This window comes from Marinobacter gudaonensis, assembly GCF_900115175.1.
GTDB classification, from domain to species: domain Bacteria; phylum Pseudomonadota; class Gammaproteobacteria; order Pseudomonadales; family Oleiphilaceae; genus Marinobacter; species Marinobacter gudaonensis.
Genome location: NZ_FOYV01000001.1, coordinates 864,851 through 890,786, shown reverse-complemented (window position 1 = coordinate 890,786; position 25,936 = coordinate 864,851). Strand labels below are relative to the sequence as shown.

General features: G+C 59.5%; 25 protein-coding genes. 19 read left to right on the top strand and 6 right to left on the bottom strand.

What is annotated here, in order from left to right:
* Window positions 1–58 precede the first annotated feature (58 nt).
* The 4 genes from can (at window position 59) to BM344_RS04025 (ending at window position 3,500) form a co-directional block, all read left to right on the top strand.
* On the top strand, window positions 59–751 hold the full coding sequence (gene can / locus BM344_RS04035) for a carbonate dehydratase (protein WP_091986299.1): 693 nt from the start codon (window positions 59–61) through the stop codon (window positions 749–751).
* Window positions 752–861: 110 nt separating this feature from the next.
* Window positions 862–1,035, top strand: a complete 174-nt coding sequence (locus BM344_RS17545) for a hypothetical protein (RefSeq protein WP_167363208.1) — start codon at window positions 862–864, stop codon at window positions 1,033–1,035.
* A gap of 108 nt (window positions 1,036–1,143) precedes the next feature.
* Entirely contained in the window at window positions 1,144–2,190 is a 1,047-nt protein-coding gene (locus BM344_RS04030) for a class I SAM-dependent methyltransferase (RefSeq protein WP_091986297.1), read from the top strand.
* A gap of 164 nt (window positions 2,191–2,354) precedes the next feature.
* On the top strand, window positions 2,355–3,500 hold the full coding sequence (locus BM344_RS04025) for a class I SAM-dependent methyltransferase (RefSeq protein WP_091986295.1): 1,146 nt from the start codon (window positions 2,355–2,357) through the stop codon (window positions 3,498–3,500).
* Between the two features lie 13 nt (window positions 3,501–3,513).
* Here the strand turns inward: BM344_RS04025 and BM344_RS04020 are convergent, their stop codons facing one another.
* Complete coding sequence (locus BM344_RS04020) at window positions 3,514–4,134, bottom strand: riboflavin synthase subunit alpha (protein ID WP_091986292.1); 621 nt, start codon at window positions 4,132–4,134, stop codon at window positions 3,514–3,516.
* Between the two features lie 170 nt (window positions 4,135–4,304).
* Between BM344_RS04020 and BM344_RS04015 the strand changes: the two genes are divergently transcribed.
* The 5 genes from BM344_RS04015 to BM344_RS03995 are packed head-to-tail and all read left to right on the top strand — an operon-like array spanning window position 4,305 to window position 8,519.
* Window positions 4,305–5,198, top strand: a complete 894-nt coding sequence (locus BM344_RS04015; RefSeq protein ID WP_091986291.1) for a hypothetical protein — start codon at window positions 4,305–4,307, stop codon at window positions 5,196–5,198.
* Between the two features lie 59 nt (window positions 5,199–5,257).
* The gene (locus BM344_RS04010) at window positions 5,258–5,935 is read left to right on the top strand and encodes a TetR/AcrR family transcriptional regulator (RefSeq protein ID WP_091986288.1); all 678 of its coding nucleotides are present in this window, start codon (window positions 5,258–5,260) and stop codon (window positions 5,933–5,935) included.
* A gap of 53 nt (window positions 5,936–5,988) precedes the next feature.
* Entirely contained in the window at window positions 5,989–6,483 is a 495-nt protein-coding gene (locus BM344_RS04005) for a L,D-transpeptidase (protein ID WP_091986285.1), read from the top strand.
* Window positions 6,484–6,507: 24 nt separating this feature from the next.
* Window positions 6,508–7,734, top strand: coding sequence for a mechanosensitive ion channel family protein (locus BM344_RS04000; protein WP_091986282.1), 1,227 nt, complete (start codon window positions 6,508–6,510; stop codon window positions 7,732–7,734).
* Window positions 7,731–8,519: an S-methyl-5'-thioinosine phosphorylase gene (locus BM344_RS03995; RefSeq protein ID WP_091986280.1), complete on the top strand. Its 789-nt coding sequence runs from the start codon at window positions 7,731–7,733 to the stop codon at window positions 8,517–8,519. The genes BM344_RS04000 and BM344_RS03995 overlap by 4 nt, the downstream gene beginning before the upstream one ends.
* Here the strand turns inward: BM344_RS03995 and BM344_RS03990 are convergent.
* Entirely contained in the window at window positions 8,494–9,312 is an 819-nt protein-coding gene (locus BM344_RS03990; RefSeq protein ID WP_208603372.1) for a CsiV family protein, read from the bottom strand. The two genes, BM344_RS03995 and BM344_RS03990, sit on opposite strands and share 26 nt — an antisense overlap.
* Before the next feature lie 29 nt (window positions 9,313–9,341).
* A complete protein-coding gene (gene mfd / locus BM344_RS03985; protein ID WP_091986276.1) occupies window positions 9,342–12,875 on the bottom strand; it encodes a transcription-repair coupling factor in 3,534 nt (1,177 codons plus the stop codon).
* 286 nt (window positions 12,876–13,161) lie between these two features.
* On the opposite strand from mfd, the gene BM344_RS03980 reads away from it, so the two are divergent.
* From BM344_RS03980 to sthA, 10 genes are all read left to right on the top strand, one after another.
* Window positions 13,162–14,565: a glyceraldehyde-3-phosphate dehydrogenase gene (locus BM344_RS03980; RefSeq protein WP_407656841.1), complete on the top strand. Its 1,404-nt coding sequence runs from the start codon at window positions 13,162–13,164 to the stop codon at window positions 14,563–14,565.
* 270 nt (window positions 14,566–14,835) lie between these two features.
* Complete coding sequence (locus BM344_RS03975; protein WP_091986272.1) at window positions 14,836–16,182, top strand: Na(+)-translocating NADH-quinone reductase subunit A; 1,347 nt, start codon at window positions 14,836–14,838, stop codon at window positions 16,180–16,182.
* 4 nt (window positions 16,183–16,186) lie between these two features.
* Window positions 16,187–17,395, top strand: coding sequence for an NADH:ubiquinone reductase (Na(+)-transporting) subunit B (locus BM344_RS03970; protein ID WP_091986270.1), 1,209 nt, complete (start codon window positions 16,187–16,189; stop codon window positions 17,393–17,395).
* Window positions 17,388–18,191: a Na(+)-translocating NADH-quinone reductase subunit C gene (locus BM344_RS03965; protein WP_091986269.1), complete on the top strand. Its 804-nt coding sequence runs from the start codon at window positions 17,388–17,390 to the stop codon at window positions 18,189–18,191. Before BM344_RS03970 ends, BM344_RS03965 begins: the two co-directional genes overlap by 8 nt.
* 2 nt (window positions 18,192–18,193) lie before the next feature.
* On the top strand, window positions 18,194–18,859 hold the full coding sequence (locus BM344_RS03960; RefSeq protein ID WP_091986267.1) for an NADH:ubiquinone reductase (Na(+)-transporting) subunit D: 666 nt from the start codon (window positions 18,194–18,196) through the stop codon (window positions 18,857–18,859).
* Window positions 18,859–19,467 carry an NADH:ubiquinone reductase (Na(+)-transporting) subunit E gene (gene nqrE, locus BM344_RS03955; RefSeq protein ID WP_091986266.1) on the top strand — a complete coding sequence of 203 codons (609 nt, stop codon included), beginning with the start codon at window positions 18,859–18,861 and terminating at the stop codon, window positions 19,465–19,467. Before BM344_RS03960 ends, nqrE begins: the two co-directional genes overlap by 1 nt.
* Window positions 19,468–19,504: 37 nt before the next feature.
* On the top strand, window positions 19,505–20,731 hold the full coding sequence (nqrF, locus tag BM344_RS03950) for an NADH:ubiquinone reductase (Na(+)-transporting) subunit F (RefSeq protein ID WP_091986264.1): 1,227 nt from the start codon (window positions 19,505–19,507) through the stop codon (window positions 20,729–20,731).
* Between the two features lie 9 nt (window positions 20,732–20,740).
* Entirely contained in the window at window positions 20,741–21,790 is a 1,050-nt protein-coding gene (locus tag BM344_RS03945) for an FAD:protein FMN transferase (protein WP_091986263.1), read from the top strand.
* 11 nt (window positions 21,791–21,801) lie between these two features.
* The gene (gene nqrM, locus BM344_RS03940) at window positions 21,802–22,044 is read left to right on the top strand and encodes a (Na+)-NQR maturation NqrM (protein ID WP_091986261.1); all 243 of its coding nucleotides are present in this window, start codon (window positions 21,802–21,804) and stop codon (window positions 22,042–22,044) included.
* A gap of 63 nt (window positions 22,045–22,107) precedes the next feature.
* Window positions 22,108–23,499, top strand: a complete 1,392-nt coding sequence (sthA, locus tag BM344_RS03935) for a Si-specific NAD(P)(+) transhydrogenase (protein ID WP_091986260.1) — start codon at window positions 22,108–22,110, stop codon at window positions 23,497–23,499.
* 6 nt (window positions 23,500–23,505) lie between these two features.
* Here the strand turns inward: sthA and BM344_RS03930 are convergent, their stop codons facing one another.
* Genes BM344_RS03930 through BM344_RS03920 form a run of 3 tightly spaced genes read right to left on the bottom strand, consistent with a single transcriptional unit; the run spans window position 23,506 to window position 25,909 of the window.
* Complete coding sequence (locus BM344_RS03930) at window positions 23,506–24,324, bottom strand: glycerophosphodiester phosphodiesterase (RefSeq protein ID WP_091986257.1); 819 nt, start codon at window positions 24,322–24,324, stop codon at window positions 23,506–23,508.
* Window positions 24,321–25,448, bottom strand: a complete 1,128-nt coding sequence (locus tag BM344_RS03925; protein WP_091986256.1) for a 3-deoxy-7-phosphoheptulonate synthase — start codon at window positions 25,446–25,448, stop codon at window positions 24,321–24,323. Before BM344_RS03925 ends, BM344_RS03930 begins: the two co-directional genes overlap by 4 nt.
* A gap of 11 nt (window positions 25,449–25,459) precedes the next feature.
* Window positions 25,460–25,909, bottom strand: a complete 450-nt coding sequence (locus tag BM344_RS03920; RefSeq protein ID WP_091986253.1) for a tellurite resistance TerB family protein — start codon at window positions 25,907–25,909, stop codon at window positions 25,460–25,462.
* Window positions 25,910–25,936: the final 27 nt, after the last annotated feature.

The window sequence follows — 25,936 nt, the reverse complement described above, 5'->3', positions numbered from 1 at the left end:
GTTCACTGCGGTATTCCCGTTCAATCGGCGGGCGCCAAACACATGAGGGAATCGGACAGTGGGACAGCTTGACCATCTTCTCGAGAAGAACCGGGCCTGGGCGGATGGTATCAAGGCCCGGGACCCGCAGTTTTTCCATCGCCTGTCGAACCAGCAGGCGCCGGAGTATCTCTGGATCGGGTGCGCGGACAGCCGCGTGCCCGCAAACCAGATAGTGGATCTGCTGCCGGGCGAGCTGTTCGTGCACAGAAACGTGGCTAACGTGGTGGTGCACACCGATTTCAATTGTCTGTCGGTGCTGCAGTTCGCCATTGAGGTTCTCAAGGTCAGGCACGTGCTGGTTGTGGGCCATTACGGCTGCGGCGGGGTACGTGCGGCCATGCTGAACGAGGGCTTCGGGCTGATCAGCCACTGGCTCCGCCATGTTCAGGACGTGCGTGACCGTCATCAGGACGTGCTCGATGCACTACCTAGCATTCAGGATCGGGTGGATCGCCTGTGCGAGCTGAACGTGGTGGAGCAGGTGGGACACGTGTGCCAGAACGCCATTGTTCAGGAAGCCTGGCTGCGCGGACAGCCGTTAACCGTTCACGGCTTTGTGTATGACGTTGGCGACGGCGTGCTCCGGGATCTGGGGCTTTCAATCGCCTGCGAGGAGGATCGTGAACCCGCCCGCCGCGCCAGCATTGAGGAGCTTGTGCAGCGCCCGGTTCGCTCAGGGCGCCAGAAAAAAGCACTCCAAAGAATGTAAAATTGCGTCAAAAAATCGTGACCAACGTCACTTGGTGACCCTCGGCGTCATCACAGCCCGTGGCGCGTCTTCTTGATACAGTCGGTTCTGTAGTATCGAGGAGGTGGATCATGAAAGAACTGATGCAGAAAGCCCTGACAGCGCTCAGCCAGCGTAAAGAGGTCTCCACCGGTCGGCAGTCCGGGGGCAACGGCAGTAAAGCCGCCGAACCCCAAGTGGCCGAAGATTGGGGCATGTCGCCCGAGGACGCCCTGAAGGTCGGGACTGTGGCCCGCTACAAGTAACCCCTGGCGACCTTGTTCCCGCACCGTCTCTCTTGCCCGGGAGACGCGGGGACTGTTTCCGGGTAAAGTAGCCCGCCTCGGTAATAGCCAAGCGGGACCAGTTGATTGATGTCTTTACCCAATTCCCACGAAGCCCTGCTCAGAAACCGGCACCTGTTACGCGGCCGGGTCGCCTTGATCGGCGTGACGGCTCGCGCCCTCCTGGCAGATCTGCCCGAGGGCGGGTTGGCCATGAGCGAGAATGCAGGCGTGTGTGCCGCTCTGGCAGGGCAGGCTGACTGGCAGATTGCTTTTGGCTACGAAGATCCCGCCCTGGCCGAGGGCGCATTCGACACTCTGGTGGTTTTTCTCCCCAAGGCCCGAGCTGAGCTGGACATGCGTCTTGCCCTGGCGTTATCGCTGGCCAGCGATGGCGGTTGTGTGGTGCTGGTCGGCGAAAAAAAGGAAGGGGTGGCCGGCGCGGTAAAGCAGCTCCGTGCAGTAGCTCCCCAGGCGGCAAAGGTGGACAGTGCCCGGCACTGCCAGGTCTGGTGCGCCAACGGAATTCGCGGGCACGCTGGATTTGTCCTGGCGGACTGGTTGCAATGGACTGCCGTTGAATGTGAGTCCGTGGCCCTCGACGTAGCAGGCCTGCCGGGTATTTTCAGCAACGGGGAGTTGGACGAGGGTACCCGGATGCTTCTGGAAACGCTCAGCAACCGTCCTCTGCATGCCAGTACTCTTCTGGATTTTGCCTGTGGGGCGGGCGTGATAGGCGCCTGGCTGAGCCAGTGGTGCAAGCAACATGGCAAGCCGCCGGTGACGGTGGACGCCGTGGATGTGCAGTCCCAGGCCCTGGTGTGCGCCAGGGCGACCTACCAGCGCAACGACGTTTCGGGCCGAATTATGGCCTCGGACGGCTTGTCAGGGGTTGCCGGGCAATGGCCGGCGATCGTCACCAACCCCCCCTTTCACAGCGGTGTCAAAACCGACCTGTCAATGACCGAACGTTTTCTGCGGGACGTGGCCGGGCACCTTTCCCCCGGCGGAGAACTGCGGCTTGTGGCGAACAGCTTTCTGCCCTACGAGGCCTTGATTGAGCGCTTTGTCGGGCCAGTCGAGCGCCTGCGGGAAGACCGACGATTTACTGTTTATCGCGCATCTCGAAGGGCCTGAACGAAAAAAGCCCCTGGGGTAAGGGGCAAAGGGTTGGCGTCCAGAACAACGGAGCTAACCGGAAAAGGGTGTTCAGAGTGAACACTTTCAACGTTAGGCTTAATTTCTAGAATAAACAGCCTAGAATGACGGCTTTGTGACGAATCACTTCCGGGATGCCCGAAATGACAACTGCCGAGCTGGCGCTTCCGATGTTGCCGCTTTCACTGCGACTTACCCGGCCGGGAACCTCGGACCCTGCATTGCGTGCCTGGGATGCAGCTGACGAACTGTTAATTGAGCAGGCGCACAGGCTGGCCGAAGGCTGCCAGCCCCGGGTTCTGGTGGTGGATGATCAGTTCGGAGCGCTGACCCTGGGCGTGTCGGCATTGTCTCCGACCGTGGTTGCCGACAGTGCCATGCTCCCGGAAGCCCTGGAGAACAACGGGCGGCAGAATCCGGAACTGAGCCCTCCGCTGTCGATTCACAGCTGGCTTAACCCACCCACGGGTCCTTTCGATCTCGTGATTATGCGCATTCCCCGGCAGGCGGATTATCTGGCGTGGCTGCTGCGCTGGCTCAACGAAGTGATGACGGACTCCGCGCAGCTTCTGGCCGGGGGCATGATCAAGCATCTGCCCGATCGCAGTGTCGATGTCTTTGCCAAGGCCGTTCAGACCGACCAGGTGCTTCCCGCACGCAAGAAGGCTCGCGTTATTGTCTGTTCTCCAGGGCGGGCTCGGCTTGGTGATTGGGCAGAATGCTGGAAGGGTTATGAGGGTGTCGCCGGCTGCGCTCGCATCGAGGCGTTGCCCGCGGTCTTTGCCCGTGAACGGTTGGACATCGGCAGCCAACTTCTATTGCCGCACGTGATTGAGGCTGCGGGCGCAGCCTCCGGGGAAACCCGGGTGCTGGATCTCGCCTGTGGCAACGGTGTGCTGGGACTGGCAGCGTTGGGCCAGCGTCCCGGGCTGGCGGTGACGTTCAGCGACGTGTCCAGCCAGGCGGTGCTCAGCACGCGGTGCAACGTCGACCGTTCGTTTCCCGGTGCCCGGGTGTCGTGTGTTCACCGGGACGGGGTGCCGGAAAATCAGGGCCCCTGGGATCTGATCCTGCTCAATCCGCCGTTTCATGAGGGCGGCGTGGTAGGGGATCACATTGCCCTCAGGCTGTTCGGCCAGGCCTCACGCAGCCTCGCGTCTGGCGGTCGGTTGCTGATGGTGGGCAACCGGCATCTGGGCTATCACCGCAGCCTTGAGCGATTCTTTGCCCGGGTTCGACAGCGGGATGCCAGCCCCAAATTCGTGGTTTTTGAGGCCAGCAACGATTGAGTTGGCGGTCTGCTCAAAGGGTCGGGGCCGGGCGGTCATAGCCCAGCCTGGCCAGGGTGTCGACAATGGTCTGGGTCTGGCTGTCGATCTCGATATTGACCCATTCACCCTCGGTGGCCCGGCCGAAGGTGGTGGCTCGCAGCGTTTCGGGGATCAGGTGGACATTGAACCGGTTGCCCTTAACCTCGCCAATGGTAAGACTGGCACCATTGATCGCGATGTAGCCTTTCGGAAAGATGTAGCGAGTCCAGGCCTCCGGTACCTCGAACCAGAGTGTGACGTTATTTTCCGGTCTCAGGATTTCGACCAGCCGTGCCGTGGTGTGAACATGGCCTGAGAGCAGGTGCCCCCCAATCTCGTCGCCGATTCGGGCGGCCCGCTCAAAATTCACGGTGTTGCCTGCTTCCAGGTTGCCGAGGGTGGTCAGCCTCAGGGTTTCCTGCATGGCATCGAAAAACAGAACGTCGCCTTCCTGGCGGGTCACCGTCAGGCAGGTGCCGTTGATGGCCACGGAGGCACCAATCGTGACGCCTTCTGTGTTTTTTGCTGGCAGCCGAATGGCAAACGTGCTGAGGCCGGGCCGGGCGGTGATCTCTTCGACGGTTGCGATACCCTGAACGATGCCTGTAAACATGAGGTGACCTCCCGAACTGATGTGCGGCTGCCGTTTTGGCGGGAGCGCAAAGGATAACGAGCGCGCCCGGCAATGCCAAGGTCGGGCAGCGGCAGTCGGGCAAGACGGGGTTCAAGAAACCCGGCCGGTGGCCGATAGACGTTTATCAACCAAGCTCCGGACTGCCTGCCATGGCCGAAAACCAGACCAATGTGACACAAGCGAAGGGGCCTGCCCAGGCGCCCGTGCTGCGGCCCGGCCGTGCTGCCGATCCCGTGCCTGTGCCGGCTGATGGGGACGCGCTGGAAACGCAGGGGTCGTCACCCGCCGAGGCGCCTGTCGATACCGGCAAGACCGATACGACTGCCGGCCCCGAAAAGTCTTCTGACTCTGCAGAGGACGGCGGACAAGCTGAGGCCGGAAACGATGTAAAAGTCGAGCGTGTGCTTGCGGAATCGCGGCAGCGGAAATTGCGTCTTATGCTGCGGCAATGCGATCGGGTACTGCTGATGGATTTTGATCTTCTGGCCATGAGTGGCTGGCCAGACAATTACGCCATGGCGTTGGCCCGCCGAAACCGGGATCTCTGGCTGTTCAGTGCCCTGATCGCGGCCGTCGTGTTCCTGAGCGGGCTGACCGGCTTTGTGCCGGCCTGGATCGCCGGGGGTGGGTTCGGGGCGTTTGTGATCATCCTCCTGCTCGGCATGCCGGCCATCCGACGGATTTACACCTCCAGACCCTCGTACCTGGACCTTGTGCTTACCCGCCGGCGTATGCTGCGGGAGGCCCGTCAGCACATCGCCCGCCTTGAAGGAGATGACGGCCTCATCTGGCAGTGCGCACAGATGGCCGAGTTCAATCCGGCGCTCAGGAACACCCGGTTCAGTCACCTGCTCAGGCTCTCGGAGAGCCGGATTCTGGCCAGGAACCTCTCCCGGCGCGAGCATGTGAGGCTGTACCTGATCTATTTGCTCGAAGCCGAGAAAGCCTACGGGCGCGTTGAGAAGGCCTTTTTCGAGGGACACCAGGAGGCGATTGATCGGGGTTGGGATGAGGTGGCTGTCGAGCCCCCGCCACGAACTTGACATGCAGGCCTTTCAAACGTATGTTTGAAACAGACGTTTGCTAGAGGCATTAAAACAAGATGGCGCAATCTGATACGGTCGATCGCATTCTCGATGCAGCCGAGGAGCTGTTCGCTGAGCGTGGCTTCTCTGAAACCTCGCTCCGAATGATAACCAGTAAGGCTAAAGTAAATCTGGCTGCTGTCAATTACCACTTTGGTTCAAAGAACGCGCTGATTCATGCCGTCTTTGCGCGCTTTCTGACACCTTTCTCGGCAACTCTGGAAAAGGCGTTTGATGATCTCGAAGCGCGCTGTGACGGCACGCCACCCACGCTTAATCAGACACTCTGGGCCCTTACAGAAAGTGCCGTACGCATGCCTCAGCGTAACGAGAAGGGCATTTCCATCTTCATGCGTCTGCTGGGCCTGGCCTACACCCAGTCCCAGGGCCATCTGCGGAAGTTCCTTGAACAGGAGTACAGCGAGCCGTTCAGCCGGTTCATGCGGCTGCTCAAGGAAGCCACGCCCCAGTTGTCATCGGTGGACCGCTACTGGCGGATCCAGTTCATGCTGGGCGCCACCGCGTTCACCATGTCCAGTAGCGACGCCCTGCGGGATATCCTGCAGAACAAGCTGGGTGTTGAAACGTCGGTTCAGGAAATTGCCGCCCGGCTGGTACCGTTCCTGGCAGCCGGCATGCAGGCACAGGACACCATGCTCATCCCGCCCCCAAGCACCAAGGTCTCGGTTGCCTGAGTTCCGCTCTCTCGGTTAGGCTTCCCTGATCCATCAAGGGAGCCTGACCAGCGGTGATCGATCCCCAACCTCCAAGCATCGACATTGATCTAGGACGCCAGCAGCTGACCCTTCGCGCCGGTGACTGCGGGCCTGTGGCTGTCTATTCCATCTCCTCCGGCCGCAATGGCGCCGGTGAACGGGATGGCAGTGGCTGCACCCCCCGTGGCCAGCATTTCATCCGCGCGCTGATCGGCGCCGGTCTGCCATCCGGCACCGTGTTTCGCGGGCGGCGTCCTACCGGCGAAACCTACACGCCGGCGCTGGCCGATAAGCATCCAGGCCGGGACTGGATCCTGTCCCGCATTCTCTGGCTTTGTGGTCGGGAATGGGGAAAAAACCGGGGCCCGGGAGTCGATACTTTTCGCCGGTTCATATACATTCACGGCACGCCGGACAGCGAGCCCATGGGTGTGCCGCTGTCACATGGCTGTATTCGGATGCGCAACGCCGATGTGATTGACCTGTTTGATCGCGTCAGGCCCGGTACGGCCGTTCTAATCCGCTAAACCTTACTGAGACCGAGGAATCCGATGATCGGGGATATCACAGCGATGGTGAACAGCTGGATCGAGAATTTCGGTTTGCTGTCGGAAAGTTGGCGTGTCGGGATCGTTGTGTTTGCGCTGGTGTTCGGTACTGCGGCTGTCGCCTATCTGGCGAGCCACGTGATCGGCGCCCTGGAAAGGAAATTTGCCAAGACCAATAACCTCTGGGACGACACCCTGCTGCATGCTGCGCGCAAGCCGGTGGTCGCTTTTGTCTGGTTGCAGGGTGTGTACTGGGCTGCCGAAGTGGCTCACCGTTATTCCGAGGCAGAGATCTTCAAGGCCAATGGCACGGTCCTTCAGGTCGGCTTTATCTTCATCCTGGTCTGGACGGTCCTGCGGTTGATCAAGGAGGGCGAGAATATCCTCATCTCGCCCATGAAGATGCAGAAGCCCATGGATTACACCACCGTGAATGCGGTGAGCAAGCTGTCCAGAGCTGTGGTGATGATCACCGCCGTACTGATTGCCATGCAGTCCCTCGGCTACAGTATATCGGGGGTTCTTGCCTTTGGTGGCGTGGGCGGCATCGCTGTCGGCTTCGCGGCCAAGGATCTGCTCGCCAACTTTTTTGGCGGGTTCATCATTCACCTCGACCGTCCTTTCAAGGTAGGCGACTGGGTGCGCTCACCGGATCGGAACATCGAGGGTACGGTAGAGCACATTGGTTGGCGTCTGACCACCATCCGCACTTTTGACAAGCGCCCTCTTTACGTCCCCAACGCAACCTTCACCACCATAGCGGTGGAAAACCCGTCGCGGATGACTAACCGTCGTATCTACGAGACCATCGGGATCCGTTACGTGGACGTCGGCCAAATGGCCAGCATTGTTGCCGACATCAAGTCAATGCTGCAGGGCCATGACGACATTGACTCCGATCAGACGTTGATTGTGAACTTTATGGCCTTCAATTCCTCGTCGCTGGACATCATGGTCTATACGTTCACCAAAACCACCGAGTGGGTTCGCTTCCATGAGGTAAAACAGGACGTATTGCTGAAGATCAGCGACATTATTGAAGGCTATGGCGCCGAAGTGGCCTTTCCGACCCGTACTCTTCATCTTCCCAACGGTGTCCGTCTGGCCGGCGAGGATCGAGATGATGGGGGCAGCCAGGCCGCCGATACGGAGTCGCGTGGGAGTGCACCCAGGGGGCAACAGGCGGGTAACAGCCGTGGCGATATTGAGAATTCAGGAGATTCAGAATGACATCACCGGAGAAAATGCTCCCTGTAGGCATCATCGGGGGCACCGGCCTGACAACTTTGTCTGGGCTGCAGATATCCGGGGAGCGACAGGTTCGGACTTCCTGGGGCGTGCCCTCTGCGCCGCTGGTTGAGGGACGACTGGGAGATCAACGGGTGATTTTCCTGGCGCGACACGGCAACCCGCATCGGATCCCGCCGCACCAGGTAAACTACCGTGCCAATCTCAGGGCGCTCTACGACGCGGGTGTGCGCACGGTCATCGGCGTCAATGCGGTAGGTGGGATCCATCCGGACATGGGACCGGCCCACGTTGTGATTCCGGATCAGATCATCGACTACACCTGGGGGCGTGACAGCACCTATTTTGAGGGTGAGCTCGAGTCGGTCACCCATATCGATTTCACCTGGCCGTATGATGAGAGCGCCCGTCAGATCCTGATTGACGCTGCGGGCGCCGAGAACATCCCGTTCTCCGGCTTTGGCGTGTACGGCGCGACCCAGGGGCCGCGCCTGGAAACGGCGGCGGAAATCATCCGCATGGAACGTGATGGCTGCGATCTGGTGGGCATGACAGGTATGCCGGAGGCCGCCCTGGCGGCGGAACTCGGCATGCGCTATGTCTGTCTCGGGCTGGTGGTCAACCGTGCGGCCGGCAAGTCCGACCACATCATTACCATGGAAGAAATCGAAGAGGCCATCGACCAGGGTATGTCCGGCGTGAAGCGGATTCTGGAAGTGTCGATGGCTGGTCTTGGGGTGCTTACTCCGCTTTCTCGATCTTCTTGAAGAAAATCAGCACGCCCAGGGTAGGGGAGTCGAGGAAGTGGACTTCCTCGCTGCGCATTCTCCGCGTCTCGCGAATCCAGGTGACCAGTTCCAGGGGAGCCGGTTCGGCAAAGGCCGACATCATCGGATTTGCGGCCGGCTCTGCCGCCGGATCGGGGGATTGTCCCGTTTCTCCGGTTTCAGCCGCAGCAGTTGGCGCTTCAACGGCTCCTGAGGAGGTGGCAGGATCGGCTTCTGGGGCCGCGGAATCGGTAGTCTTCGCCAACTGCCAGTGATTCAGGTGCACGTTGACGTGCAGGTACCGCTGGCGATCAATCGTGATGGTGCCTTCCACGGCGCGGGTGTTGGCCCCCTCGAGCCAGTCGCCCACCGCAACCCGCAATGCTTCACCCTGGTAATCGGGCGGAAACGCTTCATACCAGCCCGCCGTGGCCAGTACCCGGTAGCGACCGCTGCGCTCCAGCCGCTCGGCTGCCGACGCCAGATGCAGTTCGTTCCTTGGTGCCAGCTTCAGTGTGGTCCGCGCGGTGCCGTCCTCACCAACGGCCCAGAGCACTTGACCGGTTTCCGGCGTGGGCTCTACTTCCCGGTCTGCCATCTTTTCATTGACTGCCTCGGGCGGCACGATGCGTTTCAGGATGACAAACTCGGCCCGATAGTAGTCGTCCGGTATGGTTTGCCCGGCTGGCGAGGCGGCCTGTTGGGCGGAAGCCAGGGCTGACAGAGCCAGCAGGAGAGCGGCGAGCGTGGCCCTGGTTGCAACCTGGTACCAGCGAATTCCATCAATCTGCAAGGGACATACTCCACGTGTTTGTCGGGCGTTCATGATCCAGCCGGGGCGCTGGCGGGCGGCGCCAGTTCGGCAAGCATCCTCGAAATGCCGTCGAGTTTACCACCGGTTGTCGTATCGTTCAGCCGAAAACGGAAGCTGTTGGCTCCCTCGAGGCGGTACTGGTCAGGAGCGGATTGCACTTTTTTAACCAGCACGAGGGGGTCGACCGGAGTCGAACTGCCGAACTCGAAGCGCCCCCACTCCTTGCCGGCGTCGACTTTGACGATGCCAAGCGCCTCCGCCTGCAGCCGAAGCTCGGTCTGGCGTATGAGATTCTTGGCCGGTTCCGGTAATAATCCGAACCGATCGATCATCTCAACCTGAAGTTCTTTTAATGCATCCCGGTCCTCAACACTGGCGATGCGCTTGTACAGCATCAGTCGATTGTGGACATCCGGCAGGTAATCTTCCGGTATCAGTGCCGGAATTCGCAGGTTCATTTCGGTGCCGTGGCTCAGGGGCAGGTCAGCATTGGGTGTTCGGCCCTCCCGGATCGCCTGCACCGCTTCATCGAGCAATTGCATGTAAAGGGTGAAGCCAATGCTCTCGATCTGGCCGCTCTGCTCCTCGCCCAGCAGCTCGCCGGCGCCACGTATCTCCAGGTCGTGGGTGGCGAGCATGAACCCGGCCCCGAGGTCCTGGGCCTCGGAGATGGCGTCCAGGCGCTTTTTCGCGTCTGCGGTGATGGCCTTGGGCGGCGGTGTCAGCAGGTAGGCGTAGGCCTGATGGTGGGACCGTCCCACGCGACCCCGAAGCTGGTGCAGCTGGGCCAGGCCAAATTTGTCCGCCCGTTCGATGATAATGGTGTTGGCGCTTGGAATGTCGATGCCGGTTTCGACGATGGTGGTGCAAACAAGCACGTTGAACCGCTTGTGGTAGAAGTCCGACATGATCTGCTCAAGCTCGCGCTCGCGCATCTGGCCGTGGGCGACACCAACGCGGGCCTCGGGAATGAGCGCGCGCAGGTCCTGTGCGGTCTTCTCGATGGTGGCCACGTCGTTGTGAAGGAAGTACACCTGGCCGCCACGCAGAATCTCCCGAAGGATCGCTTCCTTAACCATGGCGTCGTCCCGTTGACGCACAAAGGTCTTTACTGACAGGCGCCGGGCCGGTGGCGTGGCGATGATTGACAGGTCGCGCAAGTGGCCCATGGCCATGTTCAGAGTACGGGGTATCGGTGTGGCTGTGAGGGTCAGCATGTCCACTTCTGCCCGGAGCGCTTTCAGCTTTTCTTTCTGCTGCACGCCAAACCGATGCTCCTCGTCGATGATCACCAGTCCGAGATTCTTGAAAAGGATGTCGCCCTGGAGCAACTTGTGGGTGCCGATGACAATATCCGCCTTGCCATTTTCCACGGCTTCCATTGCCTTACTGGTCTGGCCGGCTGTCCGGAAGCGGCTGAGCAGTTCTACCTGCACCGGGGTGTCCGAGAATCGATCCCGGAAGGATTCGTAGTGCTGTTGGGCGAGCAGGGTGGTGGGTACAAGCACCGCCACCTGTTTGCCGGACCAGGTCGCCATGAACGCGGCGCGCATGGCCACTTCGGTCTTGCCGAAACCGACGTCGCCACAGACCAGCCGATCCATCGGTCGTTCGCTGGTCATGTCCTCAATCACTGACTCGATGGCCACCTGCTGGTCCGGCGTTTCCTCGAACGGAAAACCGGCGGCGAATGCCCGGTAGGCCTCTTTTGGGTCCTCAAAACTGAACCCCTTGCGGGCTTCCCGGCGGGCATAGACATCCAGCAATTCTGCGGCGGTGTCGCGGATTTTTTCCAGGGCTTTCTGTTTGGCGGCAGTCCAGCGGTCGGTGCCCAGTTTGTGCAGGGGCGCATGCTCGGTGTCGGTGCCGGCATAGCGGGAGATCAGGTGAAGGCTGGACACTGGCACGTACAGCTTGGAGCCGCCGGCGTATTCCAGCATCAGGAATTCGCTGGACTCGCCCTCCACAGTAATGGTTTCGAGGCCCAGGTATCGGCCCACGCCGTGGTCAATGTGCACCACCGGGGCGCCGATGCGCAGCTCGGACAGGTCTCGGAAACCGGCGTCGTCGACTTCGGTCGGTTTCTCCCGACGGCGTCTTTGCAGAACCCGCTCACCGAACAGGGCTGTCTCGGTAATCAGGGCAATGGAATGCTCCGGCAATGTCAGGCCCTGCTCCATGGGGGCAATGCTGATTGCCAGGACACAGTTAGGGGACGCCAGAAAATCCTGCCAGCCGGACACCGTGGCCAGCTCAAGCCCCTGGGCCCCCAGGTTTTCAAGGAACGCTTCGCGCCGTCCAGAGGACTCGGCGCACAGCAGTACCCGACCGTTGAAATCGCTCAGGAAGCGCTTGAGGCGAGCGGAGGGATCGGCGGCCCGACCATCCATGGCCACATCGGGCAGGGCGGCGGTGGAGCAGTTGAAGGAACCCGCGGATTCTGCTGTGTCTGAAGACAGCGTAACCCTGGCAAAACGCTTGAGCTGTCCGAACAGTTCGTCCTGCTGCAAGAACAGCTGGGTTGGCGGCAGGATGGGCCGCAGACGGTCGTGGCGGCGGTCCTCGTAACGGTTGCGGGTTTCGCTGTCGAAATGGCTGACGGCCTCATTCAGGCCCGCCGCCGTGAACACGTGGGTGCTGCCCGGAAGGTAATCGAACAGGGTTGCGGTCTCGTCGAAGAACAACGGCAGATAATACTCGATACCTGGGGGCGTGATGCCATGGGTCACGTCCTGATAGATCGGGACATCGCGGTCGGCATTGGGAAATTGCTCAAACCATCGGCTGCGAAACCCCGAGCGGGCTTCCTTGTGCCAGGGAAACTCGAACGCCGGCAGGAGTTCAATGCGATCTATCCGGTCAATGGACCGCTGGGTCTCAGGATCAAAGGTGCGCAGCGTTTCTATTTCATCATCGAACAGATCAATCCGGTAGGGCTGGCTGGCGCCCATGGGAAAGATGTCCAGAATCGCGCCGCGCACGGCGTATTCGCCGTGCTCGTAGACGTTCTCTGCATGGCGGTACCCTGCCGCTTCCAGTTGCTGGCGCCAGGTGTCTATGTCCAGAGACTGCCCCACTTCCAGCAGCAGCGTGTTGCCCTGCAGGTAGTTCACCGGCGGCAGCCTGTGCATCAGCGTCCGGGCCGGCACCACGAGCACGCCCTGCCGGGTAGAGGGAAGTCTGTGCAAGGTTCGGATTCGCCGGGACGTGATGTCCTGGTGCGGTGAAAACAGATCGTAGGGCAGCGTTTCCCAGTCGGGGAGCGACAGCAGCTCCAGGCCATCCTCTGTGACTGCCGGACCGTCCTCTTCTGCGGGTAGCCCCAGGAAGAAACGCATGGCCTGCTCCAGACGAATGGCTTCATCGGTGCTTCGGGTGATGACCAGGGTCAGCCCACGGTGCGTCCGGGCGCTCTCGCAGATAGCCAGGGCGTCGCTGCTGCCATGCAATTGGCCCCAGGTGCGGTGATCGCCCGGTTTCGCGGGAAACTCCGGGGCAATCATGGGGCTGGGCGCGGGTTGGTTGGTAGCACCTTGGCTCATGGGCAGTCTGGTTCTCCTGCGGTGGATGTCCGGGTGATGACGAGGCGCGTATTCTAACGCCCGCTGGTGGTGCTGTCATGGCAGCCGCCGGCCTACCGGCATGGGGGCGACTGCTGGGCGCAAAGATACGAAGACGGGTCCCGGCTGTATTTGCGGTCGGCGGGATTAAGTTGGATAATGTGCGCCCAATTTTCCAAGTGCCAACTGCAGAGGTCCAAGCGTGAGTCACGAACAGATCAATCAGCACCTGTCCAACTGGACGGAAAGAGAATCCACTGCGGAAGCCATGATTCCGCTGATCGGCCGTCTCTACCGCAAGAACAACGTGGTTACGTCTGTGTATGGCCGCGCCATCATCAACCAGTCGGTGATCGATATCATCCGAGCTCACCGCTTTGTGCGTCAGGTTGAGGACAGCGAGCTGTCGGTTCACGACACGCTGCCCATTCTGCAGGCCATGGACAAGCTGGAGCTGGGTCGTGCCCACGTCGACATCGGCAAGCTCGCCGTCAAGTTCAAGGCCGAGGGTGGCGATCTGACCGAGTTTCTCAAGCGCGAAATCGGGCCGATTGTGGGGCAGTATCCGGCGCAATCCGAGGAAGACGCCAGCAAGGACACCAAAGACGTTGTGTTGTATGGTTTCGGCCGAATCGGTCGTTTGCTCGCCCGTATCCTGATCGAGAAGGCCGGCGGCGGCAACAACCTGCGTCTGCGCGCGATCGTGGTTCGTAACGGCGGTGCCGACAACGATCTTGAGAAACGCGCCAGCCTGCTGCGCCGCGACTCCGTTCACGGCCCGTTCGACGGCACCATCACCGTGGATGAGAAGGAATCCGCCCTGATTGCCAACGGCAACTACATCAAGGTGATTTATTCCGACGGCCCGGACAAAGTGGATTACACCCAGTACGGCATCAATAATGCGATTGTGGTGGACAACACCGGCAAATGGCGTGACGAAGCCGGCCTTGGTCTGCACCTCAAGTCGAAGGGCGTAAGCCGGGTTATCCTGACCGCCCCGGGCAAGGGCGATATCAAGAACATCGTCTATGGCATCAACAACGACTGGATCACCGACGAGGACAAGATTCTCTCGGCTGCTTCCTGTACCACCAATGCCATCACCCCGGTGCTGAAGGCGATTGATGACGAGTACGGGATTGAAGACGGTCACGTGGAGACCGTGCACTCCTATACCAACGACCAGAACCTGATCGACAACTACCACAAGGGCAGTCGCCGCGGCCGCAGCGCACCTCTGAACATGGTCATTACCGAGACAGGCGCGGCCAAGGCCGTGGCCAAGGCCCTGCCGGCCCTGAAAGGCAAGCTGACCGGTAACGCCATCCGGGTGCCGACACCTAATGTGTCCATGGCTATCCTGAACCTGAACCTCAAGAAAGAGGTGGATGTTGCCGGGGTGAACGACTACCTGAGGGATATGGCTCTGCACTCTGAGTTGCAGAAGCAGATCGATTTCGTGAATTCACCGGAGGTAGTGTCCACGGATTTTGTTGGCTCCCGTCATGCGGGTGTGGTGGATGCGCAGGCAACCATTGCCGGCGGCAAGCGCCTGATCCTGTATGTATGGTACGACAACGAGTTCGGCTACAGCGCCCAGGTGGTTCGCGTGGTCAACCAGATGGCCGGCGTTACTTATCCGATCTTTCCCAAGCGCGCACGGGACTGATTTGCGCCTGGTCTCCCGTTGAGCATGCGGGCCCTGAAAACCCCGGCAGCGAGAGCTGTCGGGGTTTTTCTTTTGTGTCAGAGTGTGAATTGAGCGGTTTACGAAGCGGTACAAACCCATTCCGGTTTCTGGTGGAAATAGAATTCCTTAATCCTTATAATTGGCGCGATTTTGGGTACGTCTGGCACTCCGTTTCTCATTCACTTCCTGGGCCGCAGTGGTCGGGCGTTACGAATCCATTAAACAGTTTCTGATGATTGGACGAGGCTAATGATCAAGATCAAAAAAGGCCTGGATCTTCCCATCAGCGGCGCTCCCGAACAGACCATTACAGATGGCAAACCCGTTCGCCACGTGGCGTTGATCGGTTTTGACTATATCGGCATGAAGCCGACAATGGCTGTGAAAGAGGGAGACCGTGTCAAGCGCGGCACGCTGCTGTTCACGGACAAGAAGACCGAGGGCGTTCGTTACACTTCTCCGGCTGCCGGCGTGGTGAAAGAAATCAACCGTGGTGAGCGGCGGGTGTTCCAGTCGATCGTGATCGAAATTGATGGCGACGATGCGGAAACCTTTGCCCGTTACAGTGAGGCAGACCTGCCGGGCCTGGAACGTCAGCAGGTTGTCGACAATCTGGTGGAGTCGGGACTCTGGACGGCGTTCAAGACGCGTCCTTACAGCAAGGTGCCGGCAATCGACTCGGCCCCCCATTCCATTTTTGTCTCGGTCATGGACACCAACCCTCTGGCGGCCGATCCGACCGTGATCATCCAGGAGAACAGCCAGGCGTTCGAGAAAGGCCTGACCCTGCTCACCAGGCTGACCACCGGCAAAGTCTTCGTGACTGGCAAGCCCGGCTCCAATGTGTCTGTTCCCAAGTCAGATGCGGTGGAAGTGCACCAGTTTGACGGTGTGCATCCGGCTGGCAATGTGGGTACCCATATCCATCATCTTGATCCTGTTTCCGTGAGCAAGACGGTCTGGACCATCAATTATCAGGACGTGATCGACATCGCCAAGCTGTTCGAAACCGGCGAGTTGCCGGTCGAGCGGATCGTGGCCATCGGCGGTCCGAAGGCCCTGACGCCACGGCTGGTGCGTACCCGTGTCGGTGCCTGCCTGCCGGAACTCCTGGACGGCGAGATTGCCACAGACTGCGACGTGCGGGCCATTTCCGGATCCGTGTTCGGCGGTCGCCGGGCGGATGGCCCCTGTGCCTACCTGGGTCGTTTTGCCAACCAGGTGTCGGTGCTGGAGGAGGGCAACAAGCGCGAGTTCATGGGCTGGCTGTCGCCGGGCCCCAACAAGTTCTCGGTGCTCAACATCTACCTGTCCAAGCTGACGCGCGGCAAGCTGTTCAATTTCACCACCACCACCAACGGCAGTGAGCGTGCCATGGTTCCGGTGGGTGCCTATGAACAGATCATGCCCCTGGACATCCTGCCGACCCAGTTGCTGCGTTCGCTGATTGTCGGCGACACCGAAATGGCACAGAAGCTCGGTGCACTGGAGCTGGATGAAGAAGATCTGGCGCTGTGCACATTCGTGTGCCCGGGTAAATATGAGTACGGTCCGATTCTCCGCGAGAACCTGACCCGAATCGAGATCGAGGGCTAATACGATGGCTATCAGACAGTTTCTCGATGGAATCGAGCATCATTTTGAGAAGGGCGGCAAGTATGAGCGCTGGTACGCGCTCTACGAAGCCGTGGACACCATTTTCTATACTCCGGGAAAGGTGACCTCGACCACGGCTCATGTGCGTGATGGCGTTGATCTCAAGCGCATCATGATTACCGTGTGGCTGTGCACCTTCCCCGCCATGTTCTTCGGTATGTGGAACATTGGTTTCCAGGCCAACAGCTTCCTTGCCGCCAATCCGGATGCCATGGTGGCCGATGGCGGTTTGCGCACGGCCTTTATCCAGGCGCTGGCGGTAACCGGTGCCGGTGCCGGCGTGTGGGATAACTTCGTCTACGGCATGGCGTACTTTGTGCCCATCTACTTCGTGACGTTCGTGGTGGGTGGCTTCTGGGAAGTCCTGTTTGCCACCGTCCGTCGTCACGAAGTGAACGAAGGCTTCTTTGTAACCTCCGTGCTGTTCGCGCTGATCTGCCCGCCCACCATCCCGCTGTGGCAGGTGGCCCTTGGTATTACCTTCGGCGTGGTGATCGGCAAGGAAGTGTTTGGCGGTACCGGCAAGAACTTCCTGAACCCGGCGCTGACCGGTCGCGCGTTCCTGTACTTTGCCTATCCGGCCCAGATTTCCGGTGACACCGTGTGGACCGCCGTCGATGGCTTCAGCGGCGCAACTGCCCTGAGCTGGGCGGCGTCTGGCGGACTGGAGGCGCTCGAGAGCCAGATTGGCTGGATGAACGCCTTCATCGGCACCATTCAGGGTTCCATGGGTGAAACCTCCACCCTGGCCATTCTCATCGGAGGCCTGATCCTGCTGGTCATGAAGATCGCCAGCTACCGGATCGTGGGTGGTGTGTTGATCGGCATGATTGGCATGTCGCTGCTGCTGAACCTGGTTGGCTCTGACACCAACCCGTTCTTCGGTGTGCCGGCCCACTGGCATCTCGTGATGGGAGGCTTCGCCTTCGGCATGATGTTCATGGCAACGGATCCTGTCTCAGCGGCCATGACCAACACCGGTCGCTGGTGCTTCGGCATCCTCGTAGGCGTGATGACCGTGCTGATCCGCGTGATCAACCCGGCCTTCCCGGAAGGCATCATGCTGGCGATCCTGTTCGCTAACCTGTTTGCGCCGCTGATGGACCACTACGTGGTTCAGGCCAACATCAAACGGAGGCTTGCTCGTGGCTAAAGCTAAAGAAACCGTCTCCCGCACACTGATCGTTGCGCTGGTTCTGAGCATTGCCTTCTCGGTTGTGGTTTCCACCGCGGCCGTGATGCTGCGCCCGGCGCAGATCAAGAACCAGAATCTCGATATCAAGACTAACATCCTGTCGGCCGCAGGCATGCTGGAGCCCGGCTCCAGTGCCGATGAAATCGAACAGCAGTTCGCTCAGTTCGACGTCCGGCTGGTGGACCTCGACAGCGGTGAGTTCGTCGAGCCGTCCGCCGTGGGCGTGCAGGACCCGATGAAGTACGACATGTACAAGGCGGCGTCTGATCCGGCCATGTCGGTCAACATTCCTTCCTCGGAAGACAAGGCGGGCATCAAGCGCCGGCCCAACGTAGCCAAGGTTTACACCATGAGCGAGAACGGCGAGATCACCCGAGTGGTTCTGCCGATTCACGGTTATGGCCTCTGGTCAACGCTGTACGGGTTCATCTCGCTTGAAGGCGATCTGAACACCATTGAGGGCCTCGGCTTTTATGCCCACGCTGAAACACCGGGACTGGGCGGTGAAGTCGACAACCCTCGCTGGAAGCAGCAATGGACCGGCAAGGAACTCTACAACGAGGACAAGACCGAGCCGCAGATCCAGCTGGTGAAAGGTGGTGTCAGTGCCAACACGCCGGAAAAGGAGCACAAGGTTGATGCGCTTTCCGGTGCTACCCTGACCAGTCGTGGTGTGCAGCAGCTTGTCAATTACTGGATGGGCGACCGCGGATACGCGCCTTTCCTGAAAAAACTTCGTGAAGGGGAGGTCTGATCATGGCAGATGCATCCGCCAAACAGGTTCTCTTCGAACCAATCTTCAGCAACAACCCGATTGCCCTGCAGATCCTGGGTATCTGTTCTGCGCTGGCGGTGACCACCAGCATGAACGTGACCCTGGTTATGTGTGCTGCGGTAACCGCGGTAACGGCGTTCTCCAACCTGGCGGTTTCGCTGGTGCGGACCCAGATTCCTGGCAGCATCCGGATCATCGTGCAGATGACCATCATTGCCTCCCTGGTTATCGTGGTGGATCAGGTGCTCAAGGCCTACGCCTATGAAATATCCAAGCAGCTCTCGGTGTTTGTCGGTCTGATCATTACCAACTGCATCGTGATGGGCCGGGCGGAAGGCTTCGCCATGAAAAATGGCCCGTGGCTCAGCTTCCTCGACGGCATCGGCAACGGCCTTGGCTATTCCGTACTGCTGATCTTCGTGGCGTTCTTCCGTGAACTGCTGGGCGCCGGCTCGCTGTTCGGCGTGTCTATCATGCCCGTCGTCAACGAGGGCGGATGGTACATTCCGAACGGCCTGTTGCTGCTTCCGCCGAGCGCGTTCTTCATTATTGGTCTGGCAATCTGGGGCCTGCGTACCTGGAAACCGGAGCAGGTTGAAGAGCCGGATTACAAGATGTCTCGTCACGTCGCCAAGGAGGCCTTCTGATGGAACACTATATCAGTCTGATTCTTAAGGCCGTTTTCGTTGAAAACATGGCGTTGGCGTTCTTCCTGGGGATGTGCACCTTCCTGGCCATCTCCAAGAAGATTGAGGCGGCAACCGGTCTCGGTATTGCCGTAGTGGTTGTACTGACAGTCACCGTTCCCGTAAACAACCTGCTCTACAACAGCATTCTCCGTGAGGGAGCGCTGGCGTGGGCCGGTTTGCCGAACGTGGACCTGAGCTTTCTCGGCCTGCTGACGTACATCGGTGTTATCGCCGCGATCGTCCAGATCATGGAAATGGTACTGGACAAGTACATCCCGGCTCTTTATGCCGCGTTGGGTGTGTTCCTGCCGCTGATCACCGTGAACTGCGCCATTCTGGGTGCCTCCCTGTTCATGGTTGAGCGGGATTACACCTTCGGCGAGAGTCTGGTGTACGGCTTCGGTGCCGGCCTTGGCTGGGCCCTGGCTATTGTTGCATTGGCGGGTATCCGTGAGAAGCTCAAGTACAGTGACGTTCCCGAGGGCTTGCGTGGCCTGGGCATCACCTTCATTACGGTTGGTCTGATGTCCCTGGGCTTCATGTCCTTCTCTGGTATCTCACTGTAATTCACCCGGTGATTCGGTTTAACGAAAAGGCGAGACCATGAATACAGAAATCATTCTTGGCGTGGTCATGTTCACCGTTATCGTACTGGCCCTGGTCGCAGTGATTCTTGCGGCCCGGTCCAGGCTGGTAAGCACCGGTGATGTGACTATCGAGATCAACGACGACCCTGAGCACACGGTCAAGACCGAAGCCGGCGGCAAGCTGCTCGGTACGCTGGCCAACAACGGTATTTTCCTGTCCTCCGCCTGTGGCGGCGGCGGTACCTGCGCCCAGTGCAAGTGCAAGGTTCTGGAAGGTGGCGGCGCCATGCTGCCCACGGAAAAGACCCACTTCACCAACCGTGAGGAAAAGGAAGGCTGGCGTTTGTCTTGCCAAGTTCCGGTGAAGCAGGACATGAAGGTGGAAGTGCCGGAGGAATTCTTCGGTGTGAAGAAGTGGGAGTGCGAGGTTATCTCCAACCACAACGTTGCCACTTTCATCAAGGAACTGGTACTGAAGCTGCCTGAAGGTGAGGAAGTCGACTTCCGCGCCGGCGGTTACGTCCAGCTGGAGTGTCCTCCCTACGAGATCGATTTCAAGGACTTCGATATCGAGGAAGAATTCCACGAGGACTGGGACAAGCACAACATCTGGCGCTACAAGGCCGTCAACAAGGAAGAGACCATCCGGGCTTACTCTATGGCGAACTACCCGGAAGAGAAGGGCGTGCTCAAGTTCAACATCCGTATTGCTACACCGCCTCCAGGTACCGACCATCCGCCGGGCATCATGTCCAGCTATGTGTTCAATCTGAAGCCAGGTGACAAGGTGACCGTGATGGGGCCGTTCGGTGAGTTCTTCGCCAAGAAGACCGATGCCGAGATGGTGTTCATCGGTGGTGGTGCCGGTATGGCGCCGATGCGCTCTCACATCTTCGACCAGCTCAAGCGTTTGAACTCCAAGCGCAAGATCAGCTTCTGGTACGGGGCACGAAGCGTCCGCGAGATGTTCTACGTGGAAGACTTCGACATGCTCCAGGAAGAGAACGACAACTTCGAGTGGCACGTGGCCCTGTCTGACGCACTGCCGGAAGACAACTGGGAAGGCCCGACCGGCTTTATCCACAACGTGCTTTACGAAAACTACCTGAAGGACCATCCGGCACCTGAGGACTGTGAGTTCTACATGTGCGGGCCCCCTATCATGAACGCATCCGTCATCAAGATGCTCAAGGATCTGGGTGTCGAAGATGAGAACATCATGCTGGATGACTTCGGGGGCTAAGCACGACTGATGACATCCCGCATGATTCGACCCGCCAGGGTGACCCTGGCCAGCGCGCTTTCAGCGCTGGCCCTGGTTGTTCTGGCGGGTTGTTCGTTTCAGCCCGAGGAACAGGTCTGGGAGATCTCCGGCCCTGTATTCGGCACCACCTACCACATTAATGTCGTATTGACGGACGATCAGGAAAGGCTCGAGACTCTGGCCAGCGGCATCGAAACCGTTCTGGAGGAGGTGGACGCGTCCATGTCCACCTGGCGCGCCGATTCGGAACTCTCCCGATTCAATCGGATGGACGACCAGTCTGAATGGGTACCGGTTTCAAGCGGCCTGCTGGAAGTGCTTCAGGCCGCCCATGGTGTCTCCAGGCTGACCAATGGCGCCTTTGACGTGACCATTGGTCCGGTGGTCAACCTGTGGGGTTTTGGGCCCGAGGCGCGGCCAGAACAGGTGCCTTCGCCAGAGGCGCTGGCCCAGTTGCTCGCTGCTACCGGTTTTGAAAAGCTCGAGCTGAGGGCAGAGCCGCCGGCAGTCAGGGCGACGCCAGCCCAATACGTTGATCTTTCAGCCATTGCCAAGGGCTACGGCGTGGACGTGGTGGCTCGGTTTCTCGAGGGCGAGGGCATCCAGGCCTATCTGGTGGAGATAGGCGGCGAGGTGCGTGTGAACGGCCGCAAGCCTGATGGTATCGCCTGGCGGCTGGCGATTGAGCAGCCGGTGTCTGAGGGGCGGCAGGTAAATCGTGTGGTGGCGCTGGAATCCCGCGCTATGGCAACATCGGGTGATTATCGTAATTATTACGAATCGGAAGGTCGGCGTTATTCCCATACAATTGACCCTGAGACGGGTGAGCCAATCACTCATAACCTGGCATCGGTAACGGTTCTGGCGGACGACTGCATGACCGCTGATGCCCTGGCAACGGGCTTTAACGTGATGGGATACGAGAGAGCCAACGAACTGGCGGTGCGGGAAAACATTCCCGCCTATTTTATTGTCCGGACGGAAGACGGCTTTGAAACGCATCAGACGCCGGCCTTTTCGTCCTTTGTGACTCAATAGGGGAGGGCAACATGGGTACCTTTCTTCTGGTTCTGTTTATTGTGGTGCTGTTGGTGGCGGCCATGTCGATCGGCGTGATGTTCGGTCGCAAGCCGATTAGTGGCACCTGTGGCGGCATCGGTGCACTCGGCATCAGCCAGTCCTGCGAGATCTGTGGTGGCAACACCAAAAAATGCGAAGAGGAAAACGAGCGCCTTTCCAGGAAGGGCAGTGAAGAGCTCGCTTACGATGCGACCAAGGCCGACGGGCAATAAGCCGACCTGGTGTTGTTGACGCACAATACATATCCACGACGTAGATAAGGAGTCACTGCGCGCATGGCAGAACATCATTACGACGTCGTCGTTATCGGCGCCGGACCGTCCGGCGAAGGCGCGGCGATGAATGCGACGAAACACGGCAAACGTGTCGCGATCATCGAGGACAAGCCGACCGTTGGTGGTAACTGCACTCACTGGGGAACCATCCCCTCAAAGGCGCTGCGTCACTCCGTCAAGCAGATCATTACCTTCAACACCAACCAGATGTTCCGGGATATCGGCGAGCCCCGTTGGTTCTCCTTCCCGAGGGTGCTCCAGAATGCCCAGAAGGTGATCGGTAAACAGGTAAAGTTGCGGACTCAGTTCTACGCCCGCAACCGGGTGGATCTGATCAACGGCCGGGCTTCCTTCATCGATAAAAACCGCATTGAAGTCCGTGGTAGCAAGTCCTCGGAAATCCTGCACTTCAAGCAGGCGATCATTGCCACCGGCTCCCGGCCTTACCTGCCGCCCGATGTGGATTTTCGCCACCACCGGATCTACAACTCTGACACCATCCTCAACCTGTCGCACACGCCGCGTACACTCGTAATCTACGGCGCCGGGGTTATCGGCTCGGAATACGCCTCGATCTTTGCTGGTCTGGGCGTGAAAGTGGATCTCATCAACCCGGGCAGCCGCCTGCTGACATTCCTGGATGACGAGATTTCCGATGCACTGAGCTACCACCTGAGGAACAACGGCGTGCTGGTGCGTCACAACGAGCAGTATGAAAGCGTGGTGGGCGATGACCACGGCGTGGTGCTTTCGCTGCAGTCGGGCAAGAAAATCCGGGCCGATGCCTTCCTCTGGTGTAATGGGCGCAGCGGTAATACCGAGAAGCTTGGTCTGGAAAACATTGGTCTGGTGCCCAATGGCCGTGGCCAACTGGCTGTGGACGAGCACTATCGGACCGAGGTGGAAAATGTCTACGCCGCCGGCGACGTGATTGGCTGGCCGAGCCTGGCCAGCGCTGCCTACGACCAGGGTCGCTCAGCCTCCTCGGATATCGTTCAGGACGAGTACTTCCGGTTCGTTTCGGACGTTCCAACCGGCATCTACACCATTCCTGAGATCAGCTCCGTAGGCAAGACAGAGCGCGAGCTGACCGAGGCCAAGGTACCCTACGAAGTGGGGCAGGCGTTCTTCAAGGACCTGGCGCGCGCCCAGATTACCGGTGAGGCGGTGGGCATGCTCAAGATCCTGTTCCACCGGGAAACGCGCCAAATCCTGGGGATTCACTGCTTTGGTGACCAGGCCGCCGAGATCGTGCACATCGGCCAGGCCATCATGAACCAGGAAGGGGAGGCCAACTCCCTGAACTACTTTATCAACACGACGTTCAACTATCCGACCATGGCAGAAGCATACCGCGTAGCTGCCCTGAATGGCCTGAACCGGATCTTCTGATCCGGCTCAGCGTGAACTGGGGCTCAGGCGGAATCTCTCTTCCGCCTTGGGCTCGGGTGCGGTCGTCGATGCTTCCTGTCCGGGGAGGTTCAGTAGCGTCCGGGACCGGTTATCGAAGAAAATTCGTGTGCTTGTGGGATAGTCGGTAATGATGCTGTCTACGCCCATTCCTTCCAGCTGCAACATGTCGTGAATGCGGTTTACCGTCCAGGTGGAGACGTGCATTCCTCGCCGATGAGCCATGCTCACCAGTTCCTTCGAGCAGAGCCTCCAGTTGATGCAGAGGTATTCGCAGTTCAGGCGGGTTGCGACATTAAGGGGCTTAGGGAATTTTCGGTCGCTCACCAGGCCAATGCGGATGTTACGGTTGCGGCGCCGGATTTCGTTAAGGAACCAGGTGTCTGACGAGGTAATCGCGACCTTTTCGTAGAGATCCCTGCGCTGGATGATTTCTGTCAGCCGATTGGAAAGGATGTTGAGTCGCGGGCGCTTGTCCTTCTTCACCTCCAGTTGCAGGTGCTCCAGGTCATCGAACTGATCCAGCAGGTCCTCCAGCGACGGAATGCCGGCTGCCGTGGGCCAGGAGCTGGTGTTTCGCCGCGCGTCCATGGCGGCCAGCTCCCGGGCGGTAAACTGGCTGATGTCGCCCTTGAGATAGGTGGTGCGGTCTACCGAGAGGTCGTGCACCAGAACCGGTATTCCATCCTTGGACAACACGAGATCCAGTTCGAAATGACGGATGCCGTGTCGATAGGCATGGCGAAAGCCGGGAAGTGTGTTTTCAGGCGCTTCTCCCTTGGCGCCCCTGTGTCCGTATACGATCATTCTGCTGCGTTTTCCTTCAGCCGATCATAGATGGCCTGGCGTTTTTTCCAGGTGTCGTGGCAGAGCCGGATGTCCTCCAGGTACGCCGGTAATTCATTCATCAACAGGGCTTGTGGGCCATCCACCAGAGCCTTTTCCGGCTTCGGGTGGAAATCCACCAGTACCATGTTGGCGCCGGCAATGACGCCCTGGGCGGTGGCGTGCATGACATCCAGGATGCCTTCGGGGGACTGTTCCCGGCTGCCCACGGAATGGGATGGGTCCACGCACACGGGCATACGTGTGAGGCGCTTGACGGCGGGCACATGGGCAAAGTCCACCATGTTCCGGTGCGGCTGGCCGGCCTCGGTTTTCATGCCGCGCAGGCAGAAAATGACGTTAGCATTACCCTCGCTGGCCAGATATTCGGCTGCGTTCAGGGATTCGTTCAGGGTAATACCGAAGCCCCGCTTGAGCAGAACCGGATAGGTGTTCTGACGGCCAATAGCCTTCAGCAATTCAAAGTTCTGGGTATTGCGGGTGCCCACCTGCAGCATGACACCAGTTGGCCGCCCGAGCTTTTCCAGGCAGTTGTCGATTTCCTCAATGTGGCTCTCGTGGGTGATCTCCATGGCGATCACCTTGATACCGTGCTTGCCCGCCTTCTCGAACACCCAGGGCAGGCAGCCTTTGCCATGGCCCTGGAATGAATAGGGGTTGGTACGCGGCTTGTAGGCGCCCATGCGCGTGCATACCTCTCCGTGATCTTCCAGGGCCTGCATCATCATTTCAACGTGTTCTGGCACGTCCACGGCGCAGAGCCCCGCAAAGACATTCAGGTTGGACTGGCTGAACTCCACGCCGTTGTAGGTGAACCCGCTCTGGCGCCGATCGTCCCGGTGCCGGCCAAGGATCCGGTAGTCTTCCGAGATACGGATGGCGCGCTCGACAGCGGGAAGGGCCTCGATTTCTTCCTTGTTGAGGGACTTGGTTTCCCCGAGGAGATAGATCTCGGTTAACCGCTGGCTGGCACCCTGTACCTCGTGGACCCGGATCGATACTCCCGGCAGATGCTCCAGGTAGTGCAGGGTGGTGCGGTACTCCTCGCTGTCCAGCGAAATGTTCGGATGCAGAATGGCTAGCATGATGTCTCCTTTCAGGAACCGGTGCCTTCGGCCCGGTGCCGCGCCTGCATGTATTCTCTGTGATTAAGATGCAGCAGGTCCGCCATGCGGCGAATAAGGTGTTCCTCGTATTTATCGATACGACCGTCGGCAAAGGCCACGCGCCAGATGCTTTCGAGCAGGGCCTGTTTATCCTCTTGGTTGAGGTGCTCGTTGATCAAACCGGTAAACTCGTACATCGAGACGGCGTCGTCAGCATGGCTGAGTGCATCGGCCAGGATTTCCTCGGCTTCCTCCCGGGACACCTGGTGGGCTTTTACCGCGCCGTCGACAATGGCCTTCAGTTCCCGTTCGTCCTCGTGCTGGTCCACCCTCGACAACTGAACCATCAGCGCGGTGGCCGCCACTGCCAGTTGGTGGCTGTCGGGTTCCGGCTGGTTGCCCTCGGGGCCGGCAAAGAGCATTTTCAGACGCTCGATCATGGTCAGGCTTTCTTCTCCGTTACGGTC